The organism is Pseudomonas sp. NPDC087346, from assembly GCF_044744235.1.
Taxonomy (GTDB): Bacteria; Pseudomonadota; Gammaproteobacteria; order Pseudomonadales; family Pseudomonadaceae; genus Aquipseudomonas.
Genome location: NZ_JBIUXX010000022.1, coordinates 70,220 through 93,900, shown reverse-complemented (window position 1 = coordinate 93,900; position 23,681 = coordinate 70,220). Strand labels below are relative to the sequence as shown.

At 57.9% G+C, this 23,681-nt stretch carries 23 protein-coding genes and 2 pseudogenes; 10 read left to right on the top strand and 15 right to left on the bottom strand.

Going from position 1 to position 23,681, the window contains the following annotated elements; genetic code table 11:
• Positions 1 to 248 precede the first annotated feature (248 nt).
• Positions 249 to 1,280 carry a LacI family DNA-binding transcriptional regulator gene (locus tag ACIOZM_RS15440; RefSeq protein ID WP_401215319.1) on the top strand — a complete coding sequence of 344 codons (1,032 nt, stop codon included), beginning with the start codon at positions 249 to 251 and terminating at the stop codon, positions 1,278 to 1,280.
• 155 nt (positions 1,281 to 1,435) lie between these two features.
• Here ACIOZM_RS15440 and ACIOZM_RS15435 read toward each other — a convergent pair whose 3' ends face one another.
• Complete coding sequence (locus ACIOZM_RS15435) at positions 1,436 to 2,317, bottom strand: LysR family transcriptional regulator (RefSeq protein WP_401215316.1); 882 nt, start codon at positions 2,315 to 2,317, stop codon at positions 1,436 to 1,438.
• Positions 2,318 to 2,437: 120 nt separating this feature from the next.
• Here ACIOZM_RS15435 and ACIOZM_RS15430 point away from each other — a divergent pair, with 120 nt between their 5' ends.
• The 3 genes from ACIOZM_RS15430 (at position 2,438) to ACIOZM_RS15420 (ending at position 5,152) form a co-directional block, all read left to right on the top strand.
• A complete protein-coding gene (locus ACIOZM_RS15430; protein ID WP_401215313.1) occupies positions 2,438 to 2,878 on the top strand; it encodes a PACE efflux transporter in 441 nt (146 codons plus the stop codon).
• Between the two features lie 125 nt (positions 2,879 to 3,003).
• Positions 3,004 to 4,428: an MFS transporter gene (locus tag ACIOZM_RS15425; RefSeq protein ID WP_401215310.1), complete on the top strand. Its 1,425-nt coding sequence runs from the start codon at positions 3,004 to 3,006 to the stop codon at positions 4,426 to 4,428.
• A 154-nt stretch (positions 4,429 to 4,582) separates the two neighbouring features.
• Positions 4,583 to 5,152, top strand: a complete 570-nt coding sequence (locus ACIOZM_RS15420; protein ID WP_401215307.1) for a hypothetical protein — start codon at positions 4,583 to 4,585, stop codon at positions 5,150 to 5,152.
• A gap of 116 nt (positions 5,153 to 5,268) precedes the next feature.
• Here the strand turns inward: ACIOZM_RS15420 and ACIOZM_RS15415 are convergent.
• The 6 genes and pseudogenes from ACIOZM_RS15415 to ACIOZM_RS15390 all read right to left on the bottom strand — a co-directional run.
• Positions 5,269 to 5,691 (bottom strand): annotated as a pseudogene (locus ACIOZM_RS15415) (methyl-accepting chemotaxis protein); the annotation flags it as partial.
• A gap of 120 nt (positions 5,692 to 5,811) precedes the next feature.
• Positions 5,812 to 6,588 (bottom strand): annotated as a pseudogene (locus tag ACIOZM_RS15410) (PAS domain-containing protein); the annotation flags it as partial.
• 693 nt (positions 6,589 to 7,281) lie between these two features.
• On the bottom strand, positions 7,282 to 8,295 hold the full coding sequence (locus tag ACIOZM_RS15405) for an ABC transporter substrate-binding protein (protein WP_401215304.1): 1,014 nt from the start codon (positions 8,293 to 8,295) through the stop codon (positions 7,282 to 7,284).
• Positions 8,292 to 8,819 (bottom strand): sigma-70 family RNA polymerase sigma factor, encoded by a 528-nt coding sequence (locus tag ACIOZM_RS15400; protein ID WP_401215301.1) that lies wholly within the window; start codon positions 8,817 to 8,819, stop codon positions 8,292 to 8,294. The genes ACIOZM_RS15405 and ACIOZM_RS15400 overlap by 4 nt, the downstream gene beginning before the upstream one ends.
• A gap of 199 nt (positions 8,820 to 9,018) precedes the next feature.
• Positions 9,019 to 9,810 (bottom strand): phosphate/phosphite/phosphonate ABC transporter substrate-binding protein, encoded by a 792-nt coding sequence (locus ACIOZM_RS15395; RefSeq protein ID WP_401215298.1) that lies wholly within the window; start codon positions 9,808 to 9,810, stop codon positions 9,019 to 9,021.
• A gap of 140 nt (positions 9,811 to 9,950) precedes the next feature.
• The gene (locus ACIOZM_RS15390; RefSeq protein ID WP_401215295.1) at positions 9,951 to 10,892 is read right to left on the bottom strand and encodes a fatty acid desaturase; all 942 of its coding nucleotides are present in this window, start codon (positions 10,890 to 10,892) and stop codon (positions 9,951 to 9,953) included.
• A 325-nt stretch (positions 10,893 to 11,217) separates the two neighbouring features.
• On the opposite strand from ACIOZM_RS15390, the gene ACIOZM_RS15385 reads away from it, so the two are divergent.
• Positions 11,218 to 11,634 (top strand): GNAT family N-acetyltransferase, encoded by a 417-nt coding sequence (locus tag ACIOZM_RS15385; RefSeq protein ID WP_401215292.1) that lies wholly within the window; start codon positions 11,218 to 11,220, stop codon positions 11,632 to 11,634.
• A gap of 126 nt (positions 11,635 to 11,760) precedes the next feature.
• Here the strand turns inward: ACIOZM_RS15385 and def are convergent, their stop codons facing one another.
• The 3 genes from def to ACIOZM_RS15370 form a co-directional block, all read right to left on the bottom strand.
• Positions 11,761 to 12,300 carry a peptide deformylase gene (def, locus tag ACIOZM_RS15380; protein WP_401215290.1) on the bottom strand — a complete coding sequence of 180 codons (540 nt, stop codon included), beginning with the start codon at positions 12,298 to 12,300 and terminating at the stop codon, positions 11,761 to 11,763.
• 2 nt (positions 12,301 to 12,302) lie between these two features.
• A complete protein-coding gene (locus tag ACIOZM_RS15375; protein ID WP_401215287.1) occupies positions 12,303 to 13,253 on the bottom strand; it encodes a YihY/virulence factor BrkB family protein in 951 nt (316 codons plus the stop codon).
• A 174-nt stretch (positions 13,254 to 13,427) separates the two neighbouring features.
• Positions 13,428 to 13,619, bottom strand: a complete 192-nt coding sequence (locus ACIOZM_RS15370; RefSeq protein ID WP_008082339.1) for a CsbD family protein — start codon at positions 13,617 to 13,619, stop codon at positions 13,428 to 13,430.
• 198 nt (positions 13,620 to 13,817) lie between these two features.
• On the opposite strand from ACIOZM_RS15370, the gene ACIOZM_RS15365 reads away from it, so the two are divergent.
• Entirely contained in the window at positions 13,818 to 14,195 is a 378-nt protein-coding gene (locus tag ACIOZM_RS15365) for a hypothetical protein (RefSeq protein ID WP_401215284.1), read from the top strand.
• A 144-nt stretch (positions 14,196 to 14,339) separates the two neighbouring features.
• On the opposite strand, the gene fadD1 is transcribed toward ACIOZM_RS15365, so the two are convergent.
• A complete protein-coding gene (gene fadD1 / locus ACIOZM_RS15360; RefSeq protein ID WP_401215281.1) occupies positions 14,340 to 16,037 on the bottom strand; it encodes a long-chain-fatty-acid--CoA ligase FadD1 in 1,698 nt (565 codons plus the stop codon).
• Between the two features lie 362 nt (positions 16,038 to 16,399).
• Positions 16,400 to 18,088 carry a long-chain-fatty-acid--CoA ligase FadD2 gene (fadD2, locus tag ACIOZM_RS15355; RefSeq protein WP_401215278.1) on the bottom strand — a complete coding sequence of 563 codons (1,689 nt, stop codon included), beginning with the start codon at positions 18,086 to 18,088 and terminating at the stop codon, positions 16,400 to 16,402.
• 241 nt (positions 18,089 to 18,329) lie between these two features.
• Here fadD2 and ACIOZM_RS15350 point away from each other — a divergent pair, with 241 nt between their 5' ends.
• Together ACIOZM_RS15350 and ACIOZM_RS15345 are read left to right on the top strand one after the other, a co-directional pair.
• Complete coding sequence (locus ACIOZM_RS15350; RefSeq protein ID WP_401215276.1) at positions 18,330 to 19,274, top strand: lysophospholipase; 945 nt, start codon at positions 18,330 to 18,332, stop codon at positions 19,272 to 19,274.
• A 42-nt stretch (positions 19,275 to 19,316) separates the two neighbouring features.
• Positions 19,317 to 19,787 (top strand): MaoC family dehydratase, encoded by a 471-nt coding sequence (locus ACIOZM_RS15345; RefSeq protein WP_093099066.1) that lies wholly within the window; start codon positions 19,317 to 19,319, stop codon positions 19,785 to 19,787.
• Between the two features lie 123 nt (positions 19,788 to 19,910).
• Here ACIOZM_RS15345 and ACIOZM_RS15340 read toward each other — a convergent pair whose 3' ends face one another.
• Positions 19,911 to 20,378 carry a PA2169 family four-helix-bundle protein gene (locus ACIOZM_RS15340; protein WP_401215273.1) on the bottom strand — a complete coding sequence of 156 codons (468 nt, stop codon included), beginning with the start codon at positions 20,376 to 20,378 and terminating at the stop codon, positions 19,911 to 19,913.
• 205 nt (positions 20,379 to 20,583) lie between these two features.
• Here ACIOZM_RS15340 and ACIOZM_RS15335 point away from each other — a divergent pair, with 205 nt between their 5' ends.
• Together ACIOZM_RS15335 and ACIOZM_RS15330 are read left to right on the top strand one after the other, a co-directional pair.
• Entirely contained in the window at positions 20,584 to 20,820 is a 237-nt protein-coding gene (locus tag ACIOZM_RS15335) for a DUF3820 family protein (protein WP_401215270.1), read from the top strand.
• A 31-nt stretch (positions 20,821 to 20,851) separates the two neighbouring features.
• Complete coding sequence (locus ACIOZM_RS15330) at positions 20,852 to 22,033, top strand: aminotransferase class V-fold PLP-dependent enzyme (protein ID WP_401215267.1); 1,182 nt, start codon at positions 20,852 to 20,854, stop codon at positions 22,031 to 22,033.
• A 5-nt stretch (positions 22,034 to 22,038) separates the two neighbouring features.
• On the opposite strand, the gene ACIOZM_RS15325 is transcribed toward ACIOZM_RS15330, so the two are convergent.
• Together ACIOZM_RS15325 and ACIOZM_RS15320 are read right to left on the bottom strand one after the other, a co-directional pair.
• A complete protein-coding gene (locus ACIOZM_RS15325) occupies positions 22,039 to 22,761 on the bottom strand; it encodes an intradiol ring-cleavage dioxygenase (protein ID WP_401215264.1) in 723 nt (240 codons plus the stop codon).
• A 242-nt stretch (positions 22,762 to 23,003) separates the two neighbouring features.
• Positions 23,004 to 23,594 (bottom strand): bifunctional 4-hydroxy-2-oxoglutarate aldolase/2-dehydro-3-deoxy-phosphogluconate aldolase, encoded by a 591-nt coding sequence (locus ACIOZM_RS15320; protein WP_401215325.1) that lies wholly within the window; start codon positions 23,592 to 23,594, stop codon positions 23,004 to 23,006.
• Positions 23,595 to 23,681 lie beyond the last annotated feature (87 nt).

Genomic DNA, 23,681 nt, shown 5'->3' with positions numbered 1-23,681 from the left:
ATGATGACCAGGGCGGTGATGGGATGATTCATGTAACACCTCAGCGCGCAGACAGCGCTACCTTTGCTAGCTATGACTCTAGTGCACAGGCAGAAGTTGCCGACGCCTTCTTGTCGTTTTTTTGGGTTGCAGCAGGTTTGCGCCCAACGCCAAAAAGCGAGGATCAGGCAGGACCTCGCTTACGCATTTGCAGCTGCATCAGGACAGCGCTACCTTAGTGCCTTGATTTTTGTTTGGCAAGCCGCCCGATGACCACCCCTAAAAACGATAAAAATACCCGCACCACCGGCCGTCCCACCCTGAATGAAGTTGCGCGTCTGGCCGGCGTCAGCCCGATTACCGCCTCCCGCGCCCTGCGTGGCGTCAGCACCGTGGCCACCGAACTGGTGGAAAAAGTCCAGAAAGCCGCCCTCGAACTCAACTACGTGGTCAATCCCGCCGCCCGTGCGCTGGCCTCGGCGCAGAGTCATTCTGTCGTGGTGCTGGTGCCCTCACTGTCGAACTTGTTGTTCATCGATACGCTTGAAGCCATTCATCGGGTTTTGACGCCCAAGGGCTTCGAAGTGCTGATCGGCAACTTCCACTACTCGCGCGATGAAGAAGAAAACCTGCTGCGCAACTACATGGCTTATCAGCCACGCGGTTTTTTGTTGACCGGGTTTGATCGCACTGAAAGTTCGCGACGGATGATCGAGGCGAGCAACATTCCTTGCGTGTACATGATGGAACTGGACAGCGCTGCCGGTCTGAACTGCGTGGGTTTCTCGCAACTAAGCGCCGGCGAAACGGCTGCCGAACATTTGCTGTCCCGTGGACGCAAGCGTCTGGCTTACATTGGCGCGCAACTTGATCAGCGCACGTTGCTGCGCGGTGAAGGTTTCCGCAAAGCCTTGCAGAAGGCCGGGCGCTACGACCCGGATCTGGAAGTGCTGACGCCCCGCGCTTCTTCGGTGGGTTTGGGGGGCGAGTTGTTCCTGCAACTGCTGGCGGCGCATCCGGATGTCGATGCGATCTTCTTCGGCAACGACGACCTGGCGCAGGGTGCATTGCTCGAGGCGTTGCGCCACGGAATCAAGATTCCCCAGCAGGTGGCGATTCTCGGCTTCAACGACTTGCCGATGTCGGAGCATATGGTGCCGCGCCTGAGCAGCATCAACACCCCGCGTGAAGCGATTGGCCGGCGTGCAGCGGAGCAGATGCTGACGTTGATGGCCGGCAACAGCGTGGCGCGCCCGGTCGAAGACATGGGCTTCGAACTGAAAATCCGCGAAAGCACATAAATCGCCATCGCTGGCAGGCCAGCTCCCACAGGTATTTGGTTGTTTACAGATTTTGTGTTCGACCGGGACCCTGTGGGAGCTGGCTTGCCAGCGAATGCGTCATGTCAGTCAATGCACCTGTCGCTGACACACCGCTATCGCGAGCAAGCTCACTCCTACAATGGACCTCGGCCGAGTAATTCGACCAGGGCCGCTGCGCCTTTCTGCAGTGGCTGGCTCTTCAGCCACACCGCATGCACCGGCAGCACCAGACCGTTTTCGATGTTGCGGAAATTCAGGCGCTTCAACCGGCCCGTATCCAGCCGCGACTGCACCACTGACAACGGGAAGTTGCCCCAGCCCAAGCCTGCCTCAACCATCTCCATGGCCGTTTCAAGGCTGTCCGTGCGCCAACAGGATTCAGCCACCAATGGCCGGGTTTCGCTGATCGGCAAATCACGGCTGGCGACGAAGATCTGCCGCACATGCACCAGATCCTCAAGAAACAAATCCTGCCCCTGCAACAACGGACTGTCCGCCGCCAGCGTGGCGATCATGCGTTCGCTGCCGACAAACTGAAATCGTTCCTGCACATTCATGCTCAATCCGGCAAACGCCAGGCACACGTTGACCCTGCCGCTGTGCAGCATAGCCAGCACATCATCCTGCGGCGCGGTCAGCACTTCGATGTCGAGCAACGGATGACGCTCGGCAATCACCTTGATCGCCGCCAGCAGGCGCCGCCGATCGATGTCTGCCACCACGCCAATCGACAGCTTGCTTTCCAGCCCCAGCGACAACTCCACCGCGTGCACTTGCAGTTGCTTGAGTTGATCGGCAATCAGCCGCGCATGTGGCACCAGCGCATTGGCCATGGCAGTCGGTTGCGGTTCACGGTGGCTGCGGTCGAACAGCGGATAACCCAGCTCTGCCTCCAGATTGGCGATGCTCATACTGACCGCCGAAGGGACTTTGCCCAGCGCCCGTGCGGCAGCGGAAAACGAGCCGCGTTCGATCACCGCGAGAAACAGTTCGATGCTGTCGCTGTTGAAATTCAAAACCATCACCTATCAATAAAACTGAAAGCTACTGACTTTTTCTGTCACCTCTATTGAAGCTATCTTTCGCCGTCTTCGCCAGCCCCGCTGGCATCAAGTCGCAACAAAGAGGCAATCTGCATGCAAGGCGTCAAACGCAAACTGGTCTATGTGTCGCTTTACGAAGTGATCGGCATGACCTTCTCCGCCCTCGGTCTGGCGCTGTTGTCGGGTACGTCGCCGGGCAGCACCGGGCCGCTGGCGGTGATCATCACCACCATCGCCGTGACCTGGAATTTCATCTACACCTCGATGTTCGAACGCTGGGAGAGCCGCCAGGTGTCGCGCACTCGCACAGTCAAACGACGGATCGCCCACGCCATCGGTTTTCAACTGACGCTGATCGTGTTCCTGATTCCGCTGATCGCCTGGTGGATGAACATCAGTCTGGTGCAGGCGTTTCTGCTGGATCTGGCGTTGATCGTGTTCATCCCCTGCTACACGTTTGCGTTCAACTGGCTGTTCGACCGGGTATTCGGCCTGCCAGCCTCGGCGTTGCCTGATCCGCTGCCAGCGGCATAAATCGTTAATTCGTAAACGAATATTGCAATAAGTCAGCAGTTCTCAGGCGTCAGGCGCCGATATTCACAAGCATCGGTTTCCGATAGCAGGCTAAGCTTCTCCATCAATAAAAAATGGATCAGCCCATGACTGCTCAAGCCCCCAGCGCCACACCAAGCGACGGTATCGATCCGATACGCGCCGCACAGGTTTCCGCCCGCATCGACCGACTTCCGGCAGTCGCAACGATCTGGCGGCTGGTGGCGCTGCTGTCGATTGGTGGTTTTTTCGAGCTGTACGATCTGTTCCAGACGGCTTACATCAGTCCCGGGCTGATCCGCGACGGGATCTTCGCCACCGGCAGTAAGGGCGTGTTCGGTTTCTCCGATCAAGCGGCATTTGCCTCGGCGACGTTCCTTGGTTTGTTCATCGGCGCGAGCATGCTCAGCCCGTTGGCGGATCGCTTTGGCCGGCGGGCGATCTTCACTTTCGCGCTGGTCTGGTACACCGTCGCCACTGTGTTGATGGGCGTGCAGAGTTCGGCGCTGGGGATCATCTGCATGCGCTTTCTGGTGGGCATCGGCCTCGGTATCGAGCTGGTGACTATCGACGCCTACCTCTCGGAACTGGTGCCCAAACGCATGCGCAGTTCAGCGTTTGCCTTCGCGTTTTTCGTGCAGTTCCTGTCGGTGCCATCCGTGGCATTGATGTCGTGGTGGCTGGTGCCCCAAGACCCGTTCGGCATTGCCGGCTGGCGCTTCGTGGTGTTGGCCAGCGCGGTGTTTGCGCTGTTCATCTGGTGGCTGCGCAAACGCCTGCCGGAGTCGCCGCGCTGGCTGGCGCAACACGGTCGTTTCGATGAGGCGAACCGGATTCTCGATGGCATCGAGGCGCGTTGCGAAAAAGATCATGGCCAGCCGCTGGACAGCCCGGAGCCGGTCGCTGTCGACGTCGAAGGCAAGGGCCGTTTCGCCGATATCTGGCAACCGCCCTACCGCCGTCGTGCGTTGATGCTGATCGTCTTTCACGTGTTCCAGGCCATCGGTTTTTTCGGCTTTGGCAACTGGTTGCCGGCGCTGCTTTCCGGTCAGGGTGTCAGCGTCACCCACAGCCTGATGTACGCGTTCATCATCACCCTCGCCTACCCGCTTGGGCCGCTGCTGTTCGTGAAGTTCGCCAACCGTTTCGAGAACAAGTGGCAGATCGTCGGTTCGGCCCTCGGCGCCATGACTTTCGGCACCTTGTTCGCCTTGCAGACCAGCGCCTTCGGCCTGATTTTTTGCGGGGTGATGATCACCTTCTGCAACGCGTGGCTGAGCTTCAGTTATCACTCGTACCAGAGCGAACTGTTCCCCACCAACATCCGCGCCCGTGCGGTAGGTTTCTGCTATTCGTTCAGTCGTCTGTCGACGGTGTTCAGCAGTTTGTTGATCGGCATGTTCCTCGAACATCTCGGCACACCGGGCGTCCTCGCGTTCATCGCCTGCAGCATGCTGATCGTGATGCTGACCATCGGCTGTTTCGGCCCGCGCACGCGTAATCTGGCACTGGAGAACATTGCCCATCGCTGACGAACAGCGGTCATTCCTTGCCGCGAGACGGCAGCGGATGACCGCTTCGTGATGTGCCACAAACAGACAACCGATTGATATAAAAGGATTTACCTGTAAGGCACGGTAATTGCTCCAATATGGCCATCGGTCATTACCTACAGGTCAATTCATCATGTTGGTCAGTGCTAAACAACAGCAAATCATTCATCTGCCGAAGCGGCTGACTGAAGACACCACGGCGACTGTGGCTGCCGGTCTGCAAGGTGGTCTGCACGGGGCCATGTTGCAATCGGTGCAAAATCAGACACAGTCGCAAGCCACCGACGCCGCTTCCCAGGTACAGACTTCGGCCACGCAGATCGCCACCCAACAGGTCAGCGAAGCCACGCGCATCAGCGATAACGTCGATGAAGCGTTCGCCAAGACCCGTGTCGGCCTGCAAACCACCGACACGTCCGATGCCAGCAAAACCACCGGTACCTCGGCCACCGATGCGTTCAAGGAATACATGAGCAAGACGCCGGAACAGCGTCTGCGCGACAGCATCCTGCAGGAAATGGGACTTACCGAAGAAAGCTTCAACGCGCTGCCGCCTGAGCGTCAGGCAGCTATCGGCAAAGAGATCGCCCAGCGCATGCAGGACAAACTGCAGATGGCGCAGCAAGAGAAGGAAAACGCCAAGGACATCAATGAGGTCAAGGACAGCGACAAGCTGGCGGACAAGGTCCTCGCATCGCTCTGATTTCAAGGCTGCATAAAAAACCAATGCAGGAGCTGCTGCGATCTTTCGATCTTGATTTTAAAGATCAGGATCAAAAGATCGCAGCGTGCCGCAGCTCCTACAGTTGTTATGCGTTGTCAGTTCAACTGCAGGGTATTGTTGAACTGGCTGATGGCATCCACCACATGCCTTGAGCCCTGCTGAATTTCCAGAATCACCTCCCCCGCCTCATTCGCCAATTCCACACCGAGTCCGGTGCGGCTCAGGCTTGATTGCATGCTCGATACCGCACTCAGTGACAGATCGTGGTTCTTGCGCACCACCTCGACAATTTCCAGCGTCGCCTGACTGGTGCGTGCCGCCAGACTGCGCACTTCGTCCGCGACCACCGCAAAACCACGTCCATGCTCACCGGCCCGCGCCGCTTCGATGGCCGCATTGAGCGCCAGCAGATTGGTCTGATCGGCAATACCGCGAATGGTCTGGACGATGGTGCCGATGATGTCCGACTGCTTGCTGACCGCGTCGATACTCTGCGCGGCTTCGTTAAGGTCGCGGGAAATGTCCTGAATGATCTGCACCGTTTGCTGCACGACCTGTGAGCCTTTTTGCGCGCAGGCGTCGTTTTGTACCGAAGTGCTGTGGGCCGATTCCGCAGCGTTTTGCAGGGTGGTCATTTGCTGGGTGATGTCGCTGGCGAACTTGACCACTTTGTACAAGCGGCCTTTGGTATCGAACAACGGGTTGTAAGAGGCTTCGAGGTAAACCATCTGCCCGGATTTGTTCTTGCGCTCGAAACGATGCGAGTGATATTCGCCGCGATTGAGCGAGGCCCAGAACGCCTTGTATTGCACCGACTCGGATTCGGCGCGGTGGCAAAACATGCTGTGGTGATGGCCGACAATTTCGTGCAGCGAATACTGCATCGTCCGTAGAAAGTTGTCGTTGGCAGTAATCACATTGCCTTCGGGGGTGAACTCGATCACCGCCATCGAGCGGCCGATAGCGGCCAGCATGCTTTCCTCTTCTTTTTCCTTGTTGACTCGCTGGGTGATGTCCGAGGCGACCTTGATCACGCTTTTGACTTGTTTGTCCGTGCCGTACACCGGCATGTAACTGGCTTCCAGCCAGATCTCGCGTCCGCTTTTATTCAGGCGCAGAAACGTCCCGCTGATCGGTTCACCACGGGCCAGATCACGCCACAACTTGGCGTATTCCTCGCTGCGATAGAACTCTTCTTCACAAAAGATCCGGTGATGTTTGCCACGCACTTCTTCGGCGCCGTAGCCCATGGTCTTGCAGAAGTTTTCGTTGGCATCCAGAACAATGCCTTCGGGGGTGAACTCGATCATTGCCATCGAACGGCTGATCGCTTCCAGCTTGGCGTTGGTTTCAGTCAGCGCACAGCTATAGCGTTCGATTTCCAGCAGGTCAGCCTTGTGATGTAGGTTGAACATGGTTGTATCACCTTCCGCGCGGTCTTTTGATTTGATGAAAGTTCAGTTCTTTCAAGATCCACCACTACGTTCCATAGAACAGGCACACGCATTCCTCCACGAGAGGAAGTTGTCAGGTGATTAATGATGTTCAATCGGAGGGTCCATGCAGCAACGCTCTAATCAAGACATCCCTCTCTTGATAGCCCGCAAGCGGGCCAGCCCTAACGTGTCGAAGAACTTCCATTTAAAAAATGCTCCCTGTCATTTCGAATAGGTGCCTTCAATTGCGCACTCTGCCAACGTGTTGCGATCAGGCTAATCCGGGCCGGCCTACCGGTGGTCGACACAGTTAGTTACAGCTGAGCATAGACAGCGCAATGCCTTGCGCAAGGCCATTAGTCGGCCAGTATCTGGCACTTTTTGCACAAGAAACGGTTCAGCGCGGCAACGCCACCGCTGAATCATCGAGGAGGTCGAGCAAGGCCTGCACCGCTGGCGTTGGCGCGGTTTCAGGACAGAATCGGCAAGCGCCCGACAGTGATTGCGGCGTTGGCGGCGGAAGCGGCTTAAGCCTTCAGATCCAATCGCGGGCAAGCCACGCTCCCACAGGGACCGATGTTGACCGATATTTTTCAGACAACTTCGATACCTGTGGGAGCGTGGCTTGCCCGCGATGGCGTCGGGCCAAACACCAAAAAACCTTCAGAGAACCTACAAACTCCCGCTCACCTTGCTCGCCACCTCCCCCGGCACCCAAGCCTTCCACACCTGCGGCTGATCACGTAAAAACGCCTCGGCGACCTGGCGCGGTTGCTGACGTTTTTCACTCATCGCCGCCAGTGTCTGATTCAGCAGATCAATCGGCAAATCGACTTTCTCGAAGAATGCCACCAGGTCCGGATACTGCGCCTTGAACGGCGCGGAAACGCCAATCGCCAGACTGGCCGGCATCGAGCGCGTGCCCTTCAGATTCGGGTTATTCGCATCGGCCAGGGTCTTCCACGCTTCTGCATCAAACGGCGGCTCGTCGAGCTTCACCAGTTTGAAACGACCGAGCAGCGGCGTTGGCGACCAGTAGTAGAACAGTACCGGTTTGCCACGCCGGATCGACGAGGCCACCTCGGCATCCAGCGCCGCGCCAGAACCGGTGCGGAAGTTGACGAAGCTGTCGTTCAGCGCATACGCCTTGAGCTTCTGGCTGTTGACGATCTCCGAAGTCCAGCCGGTCGGACTGTTGAGGAAACGCCCGCGAGTCGGGTCTTCCGGGTCACGGAACACCTCTTTGTAGCGCGGCAGATCGGCGACTGATTTCAACTCTGGCGCCAGTGCCTTGATCCCGCGTTCGGGGTCGCCCTTGATCACGTATTCCGGCACCCACCAACCTTCAGTCGCGCCTTTGACCGTATCGCCGAGGCCGAACACTTTGCCTTCGGCCGACGCCTTGACCCACGCCGGACTGCGCCCGGCCCATTCTTCGCCGATCACTTGAATATCGTTTTTCGCCAACGCCGCTTCCAGGCTGACGGTGCTGCCCGGCAGCGTATCGGTTGGGTAGCCATAGCCTTTCTCGACGATCAGGCGCAGCACTTCAGTGATGAAACTGCCGCTCTCCCAAGTGATGTCACCGAAGTGAATCGGCGCAGTTTTCTCTGTCGCCGCGGCGTGGCCGACAGCCAGACTCAACGCCAGCAACGAACTGCCGAGCAGGGTTTTGATCGATCTCATGCAGACCTCTTGTCTTGTAGGAATTGGTTGGCGCTGTGGCGGTCGCACAGGGCTTGGGAGCGAGTCATGTAGGCGCTGACCGAACGCTGGGAGATACCCAGTTCGGCGGCGATTTGCGGGTAGGTCAGGCCATCGATTCGGGCGAGTAAAAAGGTCGAGCGGACTTTGCCGGGCAAGCGCTGCAAGCTTTGGTCGAGGTGGCCGAGGGTCTGGGTCAGTTGCGCCAGTTCTTCGGGCGAGACCGTCGATTGCTCATCGATTTGCAGCAGGTGCCTGCGCTCCAGATCACCACGGCGCCAGCGCTGATAAAGCAGGCGCTGAGCGATGGTGGTGAGCAAGGCGCGGGGTTCGCGGATCGCGCTCAGACTTGGGGCTTCGAGCAATTGGGCGAAGGTTTCGGCGGCGATGTCTTCGGCACTGGCGGCATCGTTCAGTTGCCGTCGCAGGCGGGTGCAGAGCCAGTGATAGTGAGCGCGGAACAAACCGTCCACGGTGTTGCGATGGGATACGTCGGCGCCGGACATAGGGGCTCCTGGGTTAGGGGTCGCTGAATGTCCGGTCGTCCGGTGGCGCGATCCTAGCAAAGCGCCTTATGCATTAATAATATTAATATTTTATTTTTATATTCTTTTTGGAAATATAAGATCAAAAGATCGCAGCCTTCGGCAGCTCCTACATTTGGAATGCGTTCAACCTGTAAGAGCTGCCGAAGGCTGCGATCTTTTAGTGCAAGTGGCGGTAACCGAGTTCTTCGGCTTCTCGCTGATAGTCGAGCAGGATCTTGTAGTCGCTTTCGCTGGCCGCCAGCACTTCCACCAAGCCGAGGGTTTGCGCCACTTCGGGCAGTTCCTCAAGGGCCTGATTCATCACGTCTCGCAGTCCTTCAATCTGCTGATCCGTAGCACTGGCGACAGTGATGAAAGGCAGCGTCGGACTGATTGCACTTCGCGCAACCACGCGTAATCCGCTGACCTCTTGCGGCGCATATTGCGCGAGACAGGCGTAGGTCACGCTGTCGATAGCCGCCAGATCAGCGCGATCTTCACGCAACCAGCGCAAGCTTTCACGATGGCCGCCGCTGATGCCGACCGAGGCGAAGAACTGTCCGTCACGCTGCAACGGCGCCAGACGCTGGCGCAGCAGATTCATGCCGCTATTGGAGTCTTCACTGTTGATCACCCCGTGACTGTCGCGAAAGTCCGCGAGAGTTTTACGGGGATCATTGGCGCGAGCGAGGATCAGGCTGCAATGGTTGCCGGCGCTGCTGTCGGGCAACTCGTAACGCGGACGACCGATAATTCGCACCTGGCCACGCAGCGCGGTCATCAACGGATAGCCGCAGGTTTGCGTCAGCAGTAATTGAGGGGATAACCAGAGCTGTGGCAGCGATAGATGTTCGGCATTCAGCCGGGTGTGGCCGAGGTGATCGAGGATGCGCGTGATCCAGCGTTCGTTAGCCAGGCGGATAGGCTCGGGGGCGATGTACATCAGCAGTTCGGCGTGGTGTTGGGTCATACACATTCTTTCCCGTAGAAACATAACCTGTAGGAGCCAGCCTGCTGGCGATTGCGGGCTGCCAGTTGATGCACATGCTGAATGATCCAACGCTATCGCCAGCAGGCTGGCTCCCACAGGGGAGTAAGGTGTTCTTGAGATTAGTGGAAGGGGTGTTGCGGGCTATCGATTGGCTTGAACCCATTCTGCCGCCACAACTGCCCATATCCCTGCACCAGAAACCCGCCACTACGCGCCTGCCATTGTTCGCGACGCGTGTAGTAAACCGTGGGCAAGTCGTACCACGCCAGCCCCGGCAAGTCGTGATGCACCAGGTGAAAATTCAGATTCAAAAACAGCCAGCGCCACGGCCATCCCGCTTCATTAAGCACCGTGCGTTGCTCCGGTTGCGCGTGCGGACGGTGTTCGTAATAGGAGCGAATCATCGCAATCGACAGCGCCGGCACACTGATCAGTAGCAAGTAATGCCAAACCGGCAACACGCTATAGCGAGCGATGAACCACAGCATCAATATTGTGAACGCGCCGTGAGTCAGCCACATCAGCCAGGCCTGACGCTCGCCATTCTTCAGACGCTGCAACTCTTCCCCGGCCAGCGCGAACAACGCCAGCGGCGCACCCAGCAGAAAGCGCCCAAGCACGGTTTTGTTCAGCCAGTGCAGGCTTCGCTCGAACAGTGAACTGCCCTGCCAATGCACCGCACTCAGGTAACGGCTCTCGGGATCGACGCCCGGCACGGTCAGATCTTCATCGCGGTGATGTAGCAAATGGCTGTCGCGATAGAGCGTGTACGGATACCACACCGCCAGCGGCGCATAGCCGAGGACTTTGTTCAGCCGCTTCCAGCGCGTCGGATGCCCGTGGAGCAATTCGTGCTGCACCGACAGCCACAACACCAGCAACGGAATCAGCAGCAACGTACTGAAAGCGCGACCGAGCCAGTGACTATTGAGGACAACGGCGAACCAGCCGCCATACACGCCGATCAGCAGCAGCCAGGTCGGCCATTCGGTGCGGGCGGTGAAGCGCTGGCGCAGGGTGTCGATTTGCTGGCGGTGGGCGGCGTCGAAGTAATGCGGCATGGCGTTGCTCGGAACAGAGATGTTCCTTTCCTGTGCAACAACGCCTGGAAAACTTGCAGATTATTTTTGATTTGAACCGAGAGCCCGAGAACCGGGCTCTCGAAGAGCTTGATCAGTGGCCGAAAACGTCGAGTTTCTTGGCCTTCTTATCGTGGCGTTTCTCAATCGCAGTCTTGGCCGGCTTCTTCTTCGCAGCTTTCTTTGAATCCATACCTTTGGACATGATGCGTACTCCACTAACAGGGGATGTGAAATCAGGTATACACCTATCGCGCCGCGCGCGTTCTTTTATAATCGGCGCTTTGCACGCCGACAGTCCGATCCCATGCCCGATACCCGATACACCCTGCTCGACGAGTCGTTATGGCCGTTGATGAACAAGTTCTACCGCAGCCATCAATCGTCGATGAAAGCCGTGCGCGATGCGCAGTTGTGGGTGGCGCGCCGAGAGGAGATTGTCGCGGTGCTGTGTCTGCGGCCGGTGGCGGGCGGGCATTGGCTGACCGGTTTGCTGGTCGACCCGGACTGTCGTGAACAAGGGCTGGCCGCCGGATTGATTGCCGAGGCGGTGAAAGGTCTGGAGTTGCCGGTGTGGCTATTCTGCCATCCGGACTTGCGCGGTTTTTATGAGCGACGCGGGTTCAGCTTCGACCCCGCTCTGCCCCAGGCGATGGCCGAGCGTTTGAGCCGTTATGCGCGGAGCAAGCCGATGATTGCGATGGAGCTGAAACCTTCAGCCTGATGCAAAACCATTGTGGGAGCCAGCCAGCCTGCTGGCGATTGCGGTATAGCAGTGACATTTTCATTGTCTGACACACCGTAATCGCCAGCAGGCTGGCTCCCACATGGGAAATGTCTTGGATTCGGATCAGTCGTCCGCGTTGGGATCGAGATCCGGGAACATCACCTCGGTAAAACCGAACTTGCTGAAGTCGCTGATGCGCGACGGATACAGCCGCCCGATCAAGTGATCGCATTCATGCTGCACCACCCGCGCATGGAAACCTGAAGCCACCCGCACAATCGGCTCGCCTTTCGGATCGAATCCTTCGTAGCGAATCTGCTGATAACGATCCACCGCGCCGCGCAAACCTGGCACCGAGAGACAACCTTCAAAACCCTCTTCTGTCTGCGGATTAAGCGGCGTGATCAACGGATTGATCAGGATCGTCTGCGGTACCGCTTCGGCGTCCGGGTAGCGCTCGCTGTGCTCGAAGCCGAAGATCACCAATTGCAGATCGACACCAATCTGTGGCGCCGCGAGCCCTACGCCGCCAACGCTTTCCATGGTCTGGAACATATCGTCGATCAGTTGCCAAAGCTCAGGGCTGTCGAACATTTCGGCCGGCACCGGTGGCGCGATACGCAGCAGGCGCTCGTCGCCCATTTTCAGAATTTCACGAATCATGGTCAGGCTTCGTCAGTGTCCGGCTTGAGCGAATGATCGCGGCCCAGGCCCGAGACGTGTTGTTTGGGTTGTTCATCGAGTTCACCGGGGACTTTTTCGCCCGGGTCCTTGCCCTCGCTGGACATGTGCTCGATCACCGCATTCATTTCCGCGCCGAGCAACAGTACGGCGGCGGAAATGTAGAAATATAGCAACAGCACGATGATCGCACCGATGCTGCCATACATCGCGTTGTAATTGGCGAACGTCTTGACGTAAAACGCGAAGCCTAACGAGGCAATAATCCACACCACCACTGCCAGCACCGAGCCCGGGGTGATGAAGCGGAACTCCTGTTTGACGTCAGGCATCACGTAGTAGATCAGTGCCACGGCGACCATCATCAGAATCACGATCACCGGCCAGCGCGCAATCGTCCACACGGTGACGATGACTTCTTCGAGCCCGACTTGCGCGGCGATCCAGCCCATCACCTGCGGCCCGAGCACCATCAGCGCGGCGGCGACCAGCAGCATGCCGGCGATGCCCACGGTGTAGAAAACCGACAGCGGAAAACGCTTCCAGATCGGCCGGCCTTCAACCACGTCATACGCGGCATTCATCGCACTCATCATCAGCCGCACGCCGGCAGATGCGGTGTACAGGGCGATGACGATACCGATCGAGAGCAAGCCGCCCTTGGATTGTTGCAACTGATCGATCACCGGATTGACCTGCTCCAGCGCCTGCGGTGGCAGCACCAGTTCCGATTGCAGACGCAGCCAGGTGAAGAAGTCCGGCAGGTGCAGAAAACCAATCAGGGCGATCAAAAACAGAATGAACGGGAACAGCGAAAACAGCATCTGGTAGGCCAGTGCCGAGGCATACGTCGACATCTCGTCGTCAACGAATTCAGTGACCGTGCGCACCATCACCCGGTGCAGGGGCAGACCTTTCATGTCCGGGAAAATCATTCGCGTCTCCTTTCGCCGCAAAACAGGTTGAAGTCGTGGCGACTCAGGGGCCGTTTGTTTCATCAAGGTAGCCTAATTGGCGACTTTGAAAAACTTTCGTCGGTCACAGATTGTGATCGATACAAAAACGGCCATCCTTGGATGGCCGCTCATGTATTTCGTTCAAAGCCTGAATCAAGCCTTGTCGACGCCTTTCTTTACCGCGTCCTTGGCTTTGCCGACAGCTTGCTGGGCTTCGCCTTTTTTCTCTTGAATCTTGCCTTCGGCTTGCAGCTTGGTGTTGTCGGTGGCTTTACCAACGCCTTGCTTGACGTTACCGACAGCTTCGTTGGCCATGCCTTTTACTTTATCGCCTGTGCTACTCATGGTGTTTCTCCTTGGTGCATTAAGGGGGAAAAGTCAGTACCTAAAGATTGACCGGCCCGGTTTGCGCCAAGTTTCATTTATTTTCAGGGGTTCATTTCGTCGCAGCGTGCAGGTTGGGCTTTATGTTTGCCCGCGAAGCCCCGAGAATGCGCAACATATCGGCGCTATGCGCCAGAGAACCGATCCCGCAGGAATGTTATGAAACTCGATAAAAAGCTCGCCATTGCCCGTAGAAACCAGGAATTGGGCGGTGCCGTGCTCGGCGTCAACAACTGCCACTTCGCCGAACTGAACCGTAATCGCAATATCTGGTGGTTCGATCTGCCGGTCGCACGCCTGGCAATCGGTCAGTACGAGTGGATTCACTTGCTGATGCACACGCCAGCCACCGACGAACTGCTGCACCTGAAAGTGCCGACGGTGTTCCTGCGTGAAAAGCTCGAAGGGCTGGTGATTCGCAATGAAGGCAAGCGCAAGGCTGCGCTGAGTCTGGAATTGAGTGCGGACAAGGATTCGTATCTGCAGGACATGCGTCCGTCGGGCACCAACGTCAACTTCGCGCCGTTCCGCCAGTAACAGCAAAAGCTTCGCGAGCAAGCTTGCTCCCACATTTAGACCGCGTTCCAATGTGGGAGCGAGCTTGCTCGCGAAGATGGCCTGACAGACACTAAAAACCTCCAGGCGAGAATCAAAAAGCCCCGCATCTGCGGGGCTTTTTGTTTATGCGGCGTTCTTCGCCTTGATCTTCTTCAGCTCTTCGTCGCGCAGTTCGCGGCGCAGGATCTTGCCGACGTTGGTCGTCGGTAGTGCATCGCGGAACTCCACCGAACGCGGCACCTTGTAGCCGGTGACGTTGGCGCGCATGTGCTCCATCACGGTTTCCTTGGTCAGCGTCACACCCGGTTTGGCAACGATGAAAATCTTGATCGCCTCGCCCGACTTCTCGTCCGGCACGCCAATCGCCGCGCACTGCAACACGCCCGGCAGGGTTGCCAGCACGTCTTCCAGTTCGTTCGGATAGACGTTGAAACCGGAGACCAGAATCATGTCTTTCTTGCGATCGACAATGCGCATGTAGCCATCCGGCTGAATCAGCGCGATGTCACCGGTTTTCAACCAGCCGTCGCTGTCGAGCATTTCATCGGTGGCTTCCTGACGCTGCCAATAGCCCTTCATCACTTGCGGGCCCTTGACGCACAGCTCGCCGATTTCGCCCAGCGGTTGTTCAACGCCAGCATCGTCGATGACTTTGCACAGGGTCGATGGCACTGGAATGCCGATGGTGCCGATCTGGATGTTCTGGATCGGGTTGACCGTGGCCACAGGGCTGGTTTCGGTCATGCCGTAACCTTCACAGATCGAGCAACCGGTAACCGCTTTCCAGCGCTCGGCGGCAGCCAATTGCAGGGCCATACCGCCAGACAGCGTGACTTTCAACGCCGAGAAATCCAGCTTGCGGAAGCCTTCGTTGTTGCACAGCGCCACAAACAGTGTGTTGAGGCCGACGAAACCGCTGAACTTCCACTTCGACAGTTCCTTGACCATCGCCGGCAAGTCGCGCGGGTTGCTGATCAGGATGTTGTGGTTGCCGATCAGCATCATCGCCATGCAATGAAAGGTGAACGCATAGATGTGGTACAGCGGCAGCGGCGTGATGAGGATCTCGCAACCTTCATTGAGGTTGGAACCCATCAGCGCCTTGCACTGCAGCATGTTGGCCACGAGGTTGCGGTGAGTCAGCATCGCACCCTTGGCCACGCCAGTGGTGCCGCCGGTGTATTGCAGCACGGCGACGTCGCCGCTGTCCGGGTTGGCTTCCGCCACCGGCTGGCCCTGGCCCTTGCTCAGCACGTCGTTGAACTTGACGGCTTTAGGCAGGTGATAGGCCGGCACCATCTTCTTCACGTACTTGATCACGCTGTTGATCAGCAGACGCTTGATCGGCGGCAGCAGGTCGGCAACTTCAGTGACGATAACGTGTTTGACGCTGGTTTTCGGCACCACGGTCTCAGCCAGATGCGCCATGTTCGCCAGGCACACCAGGGCTTTTGCGCCGGAGTCGTTGAATTGGTGTTCCATTTCCCGCGCGGTGTACAGCGGGTTGGTGTTGACCACGATCAGCCCGGCGCGGATCGCACCGAAGACGGCCACCGGGTACTGCAAAACGTTGGGCAGTTGCACGGCGATTCGATCACCGGGCTGCAAATCGGTATGCTGTTGCAGATACGCGGCAAAGGCACCGGACAATTCGTACAGTTCACCGTAGGTGATTGTCTTGCCCAGGTTGCTGAAAGCCGGTTTGTTGGCGAAGCGTTGGCAGGATTGCTTCAACACTGCCTGAATGTTCGGATATTCGTCTGGATTGATGTCGGCAGCAATTCCAGCGGGGTACTTATCCTTCCAAAAGTCTTCGATCATGGAAGCCCACTCCTCAGCAACGCGAATTCTTCACCGCATTTGATGCGATTATTATTGGTGTGTGTTTTGTATTGGTGAATCTGGCTTTTAGATAGGCCGAGAAGTCACAAAGCGCGCCGAGAGTAGCAGCTTTGCCGAGGGTCGCCTAGAGCCAAAAGAGGCCCCAGCGGTCACTTTAATGACTCAAGACTTTCTGGCAGTCATTTTAGAGCAAAAATCCTAAGACACCCTGAAAGCCCCGTAATTCGGGGCTTTTTGCTTTCCAAATGCATCGCGGGCAAGCCCGCTCTCACAAAGATTACGCTAATCCTGTGGGAGCGTGGCTTGCCCGCGATCCGCGCAAAGCGCGGCCATTCAACAGATCAGGCGATATCGCGCAACTCGCGCCGCAGGATCTTGCCCACCGGCGTCATTGGCAGAGAGTCTCGTAACACGATGTGTTTCGGCACTTTGTACGCGGTGAAATTCTCCTTACAGTACGCCTTGAGCTCTTCAAGGCTGACCCCGGTTTCCCGCGCCACCACAAACAACTTCACCGCTTCGCCCGAGCGCTCGTCCGGCACACCGATCACCGCGCAGTTGGCGACTTTCGGGTGGGCCATCATCACGTCTTCGATCTCGTTCGGGTACACGTTGAAACCGGAGACGATGATCATGTCCTTCTTGCGATCGACGATGCGCACAAAACCGTCCGGATCAATCACCGCGATGTCGCCGGACTTGAACCAGCCCTCGGCATCCAGCACGTCGGCGGTGGCCGCCGGTTGCTGCCAGTAGCCCTTCATGATCTGCGGACCCTTGATGCACAGTTCGCCGCGCTCGCCCGCCGGTTGCTCGACGCCGTCATCACTGATGACTTTCAGCGTGGTGCCCGGCACTGGCAGGCCGACCGTGCCGATCCGCGACAAGGCGCCATACGGGTTGGTGCAGGCCACCGGCGACGTTTCGGTGAGACCATAACCTTCGGTGATGCGGCAACCGGTCATCTGCTCCCAGCGCTCGGCCGTCGCCTTCACCAGCGCAGTGCCGCCGGAGTTGGTGAGCTTTAAGGTGGAGAAATCCAGCGTCTTGAAGTCCGGGTGATCCATCAGTGCGACGAACAAGGTGTTCAGCCCCAGCAGCGCCGAAAACCGCCAGTTCTTCAGTTCCTTGATGAATCCAGCGATATCACGCGGATTGCTGATCAGTACGTTGTGGTTGCCGGAAACCATCATGCACATGCAATTCGCGGTGAATGCATAGATGTGGTACAGCGGCAGCGGCGCGATCATCACCTCCTGCCCTTCGCGAATCAACGGCTGGCCGTCGTCGCCGAACTGGCCAAGACAAGCGCGCACCTGCTGCATGTTCGCCACCAGATTGCCGTGGGTCAGCATCGCACCCTTGGCCAGGCCGGTCGTGCCGCCGGTATATTGCAACACGGCGACATCGTCGAGACTGACCTTCAGCGGTTTGATGCCCAGACCACGGCCCATGCGCAACGCGCTCTTGAACGAGATCGCTTGCGGCAGTGAATAGTCCGGTACCAGTTTCTTGACCTTGCTGATCACGGTGTTGACCAGCCAGCCCTTGGCGGTGGGCATCATATCGCCCATCTTCGCTTCGATCAGGTATTGGATGTCGGTGTCGGGCAGCACTTCCTGGACTTTTTGCCCGAACATGTTCAGGTACACCAGCGCCCGGGCGCCGGAATCCTTGAACTGGTGACGCATCTCGCGTGCGGTGTACAGCGGATTGGTGTTGACCACGATCAGCCCGGCGCGCAGTGCGCCGAACACGGCAATCGGATAATGCAGGATGTTGGGCATCTGCACCGCAATGCGATCACCCGGCACCAGGTCGGTGTGGGTTTGCAGATAACCGGCGAACGCGGCGCTGTAGCGCTCCAGTTCAGCATAAGTGAGGGTCACGCCCATGTTGCTGAACGCCGGGCGGTCCGCGAACTTCTTGCAGGAACGCTCAAACACCTCGATCACTGACTTGAACTCGGTCATGTCGATGTCCAGCGGTACGCCGGCCGGGCGTTTGTCATTCCAGAAATCAGGTTGCATTGTTCTTATCCTCTTTACCTGAACCGATCCGGGGCCACTTTCCTGGCATTTCTCTCTCGTCCCTCAAAAAGAGAAAGCACAAAGCGGAGCTTCACGGACACTAGCAGTTATGGCCATTCAGGCAAATATGGACATTGTCGTCATTGATCGTGTGAATCTTCCCGCCGTGGCGTGGGCTGATCGGACGCGCTATAAAATGCAGGAACCCTGAGCCATGCCGCTCAAATAAAAAGGAATTGCCATGATCCACCACAGTTTCTGGCTGGACGCGAGTGACCGCAGCCGCCTCTTTGTCAACCAGTGGCTGCCGGCCGCGCCGTTGAAAGCGGTGATTCTGCTGGCCCATGGCATGGCCGAACACAGTGCGCGTTATGCGCGACTGGCCGAAGAATTCTGCGCGCAGGGCTACGGCGTCTATGCGCCGGACCTGCGCGGACATGGCCAGACGGCCGATCACGGCACGTTGGGGCATTTCGCCGACGACGATGGCTGGTGCAAAGTGGTCGGTGATCTGGCCAGTCTCAATCAACATATCGGCCAACAGCATCCCGGCGTGCCGATCATCCTGCTCGGCCACAGCATGGGCAGTTACATTGCTCAGGCTTATTTGCTGCACCACAGCGCCAGTCTGCTCGGGGCGATTCTCAGTGGCTCGAATTTTCAGCCAGTGACGCTCTATCGCGCCGCGCAGCAGATCGCCCGTTTCGAAAAACTGCGTCAGCGCGGCAAGGGCCGCAGTGCACTGATCGAATGGCTTTCGTTCGGCTCATTCAACAAGAAATTCAAACCTGCACGTACACGGTTTGACTGGCTGAGTCGCGACCCGGCCGAGGTCGATCTGTATGCCAACGATCCGCTGTGCGGCTTCCGTTGCACCAATCAGCTGTGGATCGACCTGCTCGGCGGCTTGCAGCAAATCAGCAAAGCGTCCAATCTCGCCCAGATCGACCCGGGCCTGCCGTTGCTGGTAATTGGCGGTGAATGTGATCCGGTGAGTGAAGGCAAGCGTCTGACTGATCTGGCCAATGCCTTGCGCTCGGCCGGCAGCCAAAACCTGCAACTGAAGATCTACCCGCAGGCGCGGCACGAATTGTTCAACGAAACCAATCGCGACGAAGTGATCGCCGATGTGCTGAGCTGGATCGACCAGACCCTGAGCCATCCGCGCCCGCACCGCAGCGAGTAATTTTTTATGGATTCAACTGATCCAGTACAGGAATCGAGACTGATGACCCAGGTTACCAACATCCCTTACGAAGCCCTCGAAGTCGGCCAGACCGCGAGCTACAGCAAGACCGTGGAAGAGCGCGACATTCAGCTGTTCGCGGCGATGTCCGGCGACCACAACCCGGTGCACCTGGACGCCGAATTCGCTGCCGCCAGCATGTTCAAGGAACGCATCGCCCACGGCATGTTCAGCGGCGCGCTGATCAGTGCTGCGGTGGCTTGCGAACTGCCTGGGCCGGGGACTATTTATATCGGTCAGCAAATGAGCTTCCAGAAACCGGTGAAGATCGGTGACACCCTGACAGTGCGTCTGGAAATTCTTGAGAAACTGCCGAAGTTTCGTGTGCGGATTGCCACTCGCGTGTTCAACCAGCGTGATGAGTTGGTAGTGGACGGCGAGGCTGAGATTCTGGCGCCGCGTAAACAGCAGACCGTAACGCTGCCGACTTTGCCGCCGATCAGCATTGGCTGATTTGTATGCACAAAAAAAAGTGGGAGCGAGCCTGCTCGCGATGGGGTCAGTTCATTCAACTTTGATGTTGAATGTCAGTCCGTTATCGCGAGCAGGCTCGCTCCCACAGTTTTTCGCTAATGCTTACGAGCGTGCACGAGCCTGGTTACGCAGGGCTTTCACCTGGTCGTGGTTGCGTTGTACGCCGTGATACTGGCGTTCAACCAGGTCACGAATACCCACCAGATTGTGCTTGTTGATCTTCTCGATGGCTTCGCGATAAGCCTTCAGCGCATGGTCTTCACCGCGCTCGGCTTCGTTCAGCACTGCTTCTTCGTCTTTGCCGGTGAACATGGCTTTGACGTCGACCCAGCGACGGTGCAGATCACCGCTGACGCTGGTGGAGGTTTCCGGATCGCCGCCCATCGAACGCACTGCCGCTTGTAGCTCGGCAGCGGCAGTGGCGCAGTCGGCGGAGCGGGTCACGAACAGGCTTTTCAGTTCTGGATGCTTGATGTCTTCAGCGCAAGTCTTGAACCCTTCCTGACCATCCTTGCAGGTTTCAATCAGGTCATTGAGTACGGAGATGGCTTCTTTATTCATGTCAGTCATTTTTCAATTCCTTGCGATCGGTGGAAGATACAAGGGATATTGCAGTGTGCGTGCCAGCTCTGATTTAAAGATTTATTCGTTTAAAATCAACACGTTAAATAAATACGTAAAAACTGTACTCCGGTTATTTGCATGATCTGTCATTTGGCCTGCATGCAGAATGCCTGTATTTTCCAGATTGTTTTGAGGCCGGACGATTACATCGATGAACCCTGAAAAAATTGAACTGTTGATCACCCGCGAAATGCCCTTCGGCAAATACAAGGGTCGGATCATTGCCGATCTGCCTGGTCCGTATCTGAACTGGTTCGCCCGCCAAGGGTTTCCCCACGGTGAACTCGGCGGTCTGCTTGCGCTGATGCAGGAAATCGATCACAACGGTCTGTCGGATCTGCTCGAACCTCTGCGCGCCAAACACGGCAAACCTGCCCCACGTCACTGAAGCGTCCTCCCCTCAATGAGCCGAATCGATCATGCCCGATAACACCCGACGCGCCCGTGATGAAGCTTTCTGGCGAACATTCGCCGATCGTTATGAAGTTCAAGCAGGCCCGGTCAACCTGGAAAACGGCTACTTCGGGCGCATGTCGCGCACGGTGATCGAGGAATACCAGCGCAACATCGAGCTGATCAACAGCAGTAACTCGGTGCACGTACGCCAACGTTTCGAACCGCTCGATAGCCTGGATATCCGGGCGCAGCTCGCGGAGATGATCGGTGTTCGCGCGCACAACGTGACCTTCACCCACAACGCCACCGAAGGCCTGCAATCGCTGATCCGTAACTACAACCGCCTGCAACCGGGCGATCAGGTGCTGATCTGCGATCTCGAATACGACACCGTCAAAGGCGCCATGCGCTGGCTGGCGCGCACGCGCGGCGTCGAGGTGATCGAGATCAGTCACGCGCATCCGGCGAGCTTCGACAGCCTGCTGGAGACCTATCGCGAGACGTTCATCCGTCATCCGAAACTCAAACTGATGGCGCTGACCCACGTTACTCACCGCACCGGTCTGGTGATGCCGGTGCAGGCCATCGCCGCGCTGGCCAAGGAGCACGGGATCGATGTGATCCTCGACGGTGCCCACGCCCTCGGGCAAATCGAGTTCGATCTCGAAGAACTGGGCATCGCCTTCGCCGGGTACAACCTGCACAAATGGATCGGCGCACCGCTGACCCTCGGCTTCATCTATATCGCCACGCAACGTCTGGCCGACATCGATCCGGACATGGGCGAAACGCATTACCCGCCCAACGATATCCGCTCGCGTATTCCGCACAGCACCCCGAACATTCCGGCATTGATGACCCTGCCGCTGGTGTTCGAGGAACACCGCTCTTTAGGCGGCGCCCCGGCCAAGGGCGCACGGCTCAATTACTTGCGTAACCTGTGGGTCAGCGCGGTGCGGCATCTGCCTGGCATCGAGGTGCTGACACCTGATGATCCACGACTGTATTGCGGCATCACCTCGATGCGCTTCACTCGCCATGCCGATCAACAGGTATTGGCTGAGCGTCTGCTGAGCGAATTCAACCTGTTTACCGTGGTGCGCAACGGCGCAGCGTGCGGGCCGTGCATCCGTATCACGCCGGGGCTGACCACCACTGCCGACGACATGCAGGTGCTGACCCGGGCGCTCAATGAACTGCGCTGAGCGGCCTAGACCGTGTACTTGTCGAAGTCCTCGGGTTTGATCTGTGACGACGCGGCAAAGGTGTCGATACCAATGGTCAGATGACCGAAAAAGCCGTCTTCGTGGGACTCACGTCCGACCGGCCAGACCGCCAATGTCGAGCCCTCACCGTCAGTGGCGCTGTACAGGCTATCCTGTTCATTGTTCAACGGTGTTGATGCTCGACCGCGATAAGCTCGGGCATTGAGCACCGAACGTGAGACGACCTCGGGAAAGTACAACTGGCCGACCCAGGCGACGTTGCGCTCTTCCAGGTAATCACCACCAGCGACAATGCGCACCGCCACATGAATGTGCAGCGCACGCCCGGCATAGAAACCCGGATAGATCGTGGTAAAGCGCACCCTGCCCTTTTGATCGCAGATCTGACTGCCGCGCAGGTAGGTTTCGTCGTCAGTGCGCGGGATCGAACCAATGGCCTCGGCATCGACCTCCAGGTCCGGATTGATCCGGCTCCAGCCTGAATACGCTCCTCGCGCATTACAGTGCCAGATATCCACCAGCGCGCCGTTCACCGGTTCTCCGGTCATGGCGTCAACGATGGTCAGGCGCAACAGTAACGGCAGCCCTTCGGCACCTTCGCTGATGTTACGGCGAAGCAGTTTGGGATTGCGGAAATAAGGTCCGGCGATTTGCTCGGGCGCCAGTTGATAGACCGGCGGCGATGAAGCTGAAGAATCTCGATCCATGACACGTTCTCTCTTCCATAAGAGCACGCAGATTAGCGCTGGAAGAAACTCGAGGTGCGGTAACTATGTATCGCAGCGTTGCTGCGCAGATCAAAAGATCGCAGCCTTCGGCAGCTCCTACAGGGAAATGCATTCCAGGGCTGCGATCTTTTGATCCTGGTTTTCCGCGGGCAAAAAAAACGGTGCACCGACCAAGTGCACCGAAAAAGCCGTAGAACACACAACGAAGTGTCAGGTAAAGATCAGTCCAGCAGCGCCAGTGCTTCAGCGGTGCATTCCTGAATGCGGGCCCAGTCGCCGTTCTTGATCCACTCCGGATCAAGCATCCAGCTACCGCCGACGCACATGACGTTTTTCAGCGCCATGTAGCTCTTGATGTTGGCTGGGCTGACGCCGCCAGTCGGGCAGAATTTCACTTCGCCGAACGGGCCGCCGAGGGCTTTGATCGCTGCCACGCCGCCGCTGACTTCAGCCGGGAACAGCTTGAAGCGGCGATAACCCAGGCCGTAGCCTTCCATGATGCCGGAGGCGTTGCTGATGCCCGGCAACAGCGGAATCGGGCTGTCGACGCTGGCTTCCAGCAGATCACGGGTGATGCCCGGGGTGACGATGAATTGCGAACCGGCCGCTTCGGCAGCCGCGAGCATATTGCGATCAAGTACGGTGCCGGCGCCGGTCATCAGCTCCGGACGCTGTTCGCGCAGGATCTGGATCGCCTTCAAACCGAACTGCGAACGCAGGGTCACTTCCAGCGCGGTCAGGCCACCGGCGGCCAGGGCGTCGGCCAATGGCAGCACGTCTTGTTCGCGGGCGATGGTGATCACCGGCAGAATCCGCGCCTTGGGGGCGAGGGGGGGGGGGGGGGGGGGGGTGTTGGGGGGGGGGGGCGGGGGGGGGGGGGGTGGGTTTGGGGGGGGGTT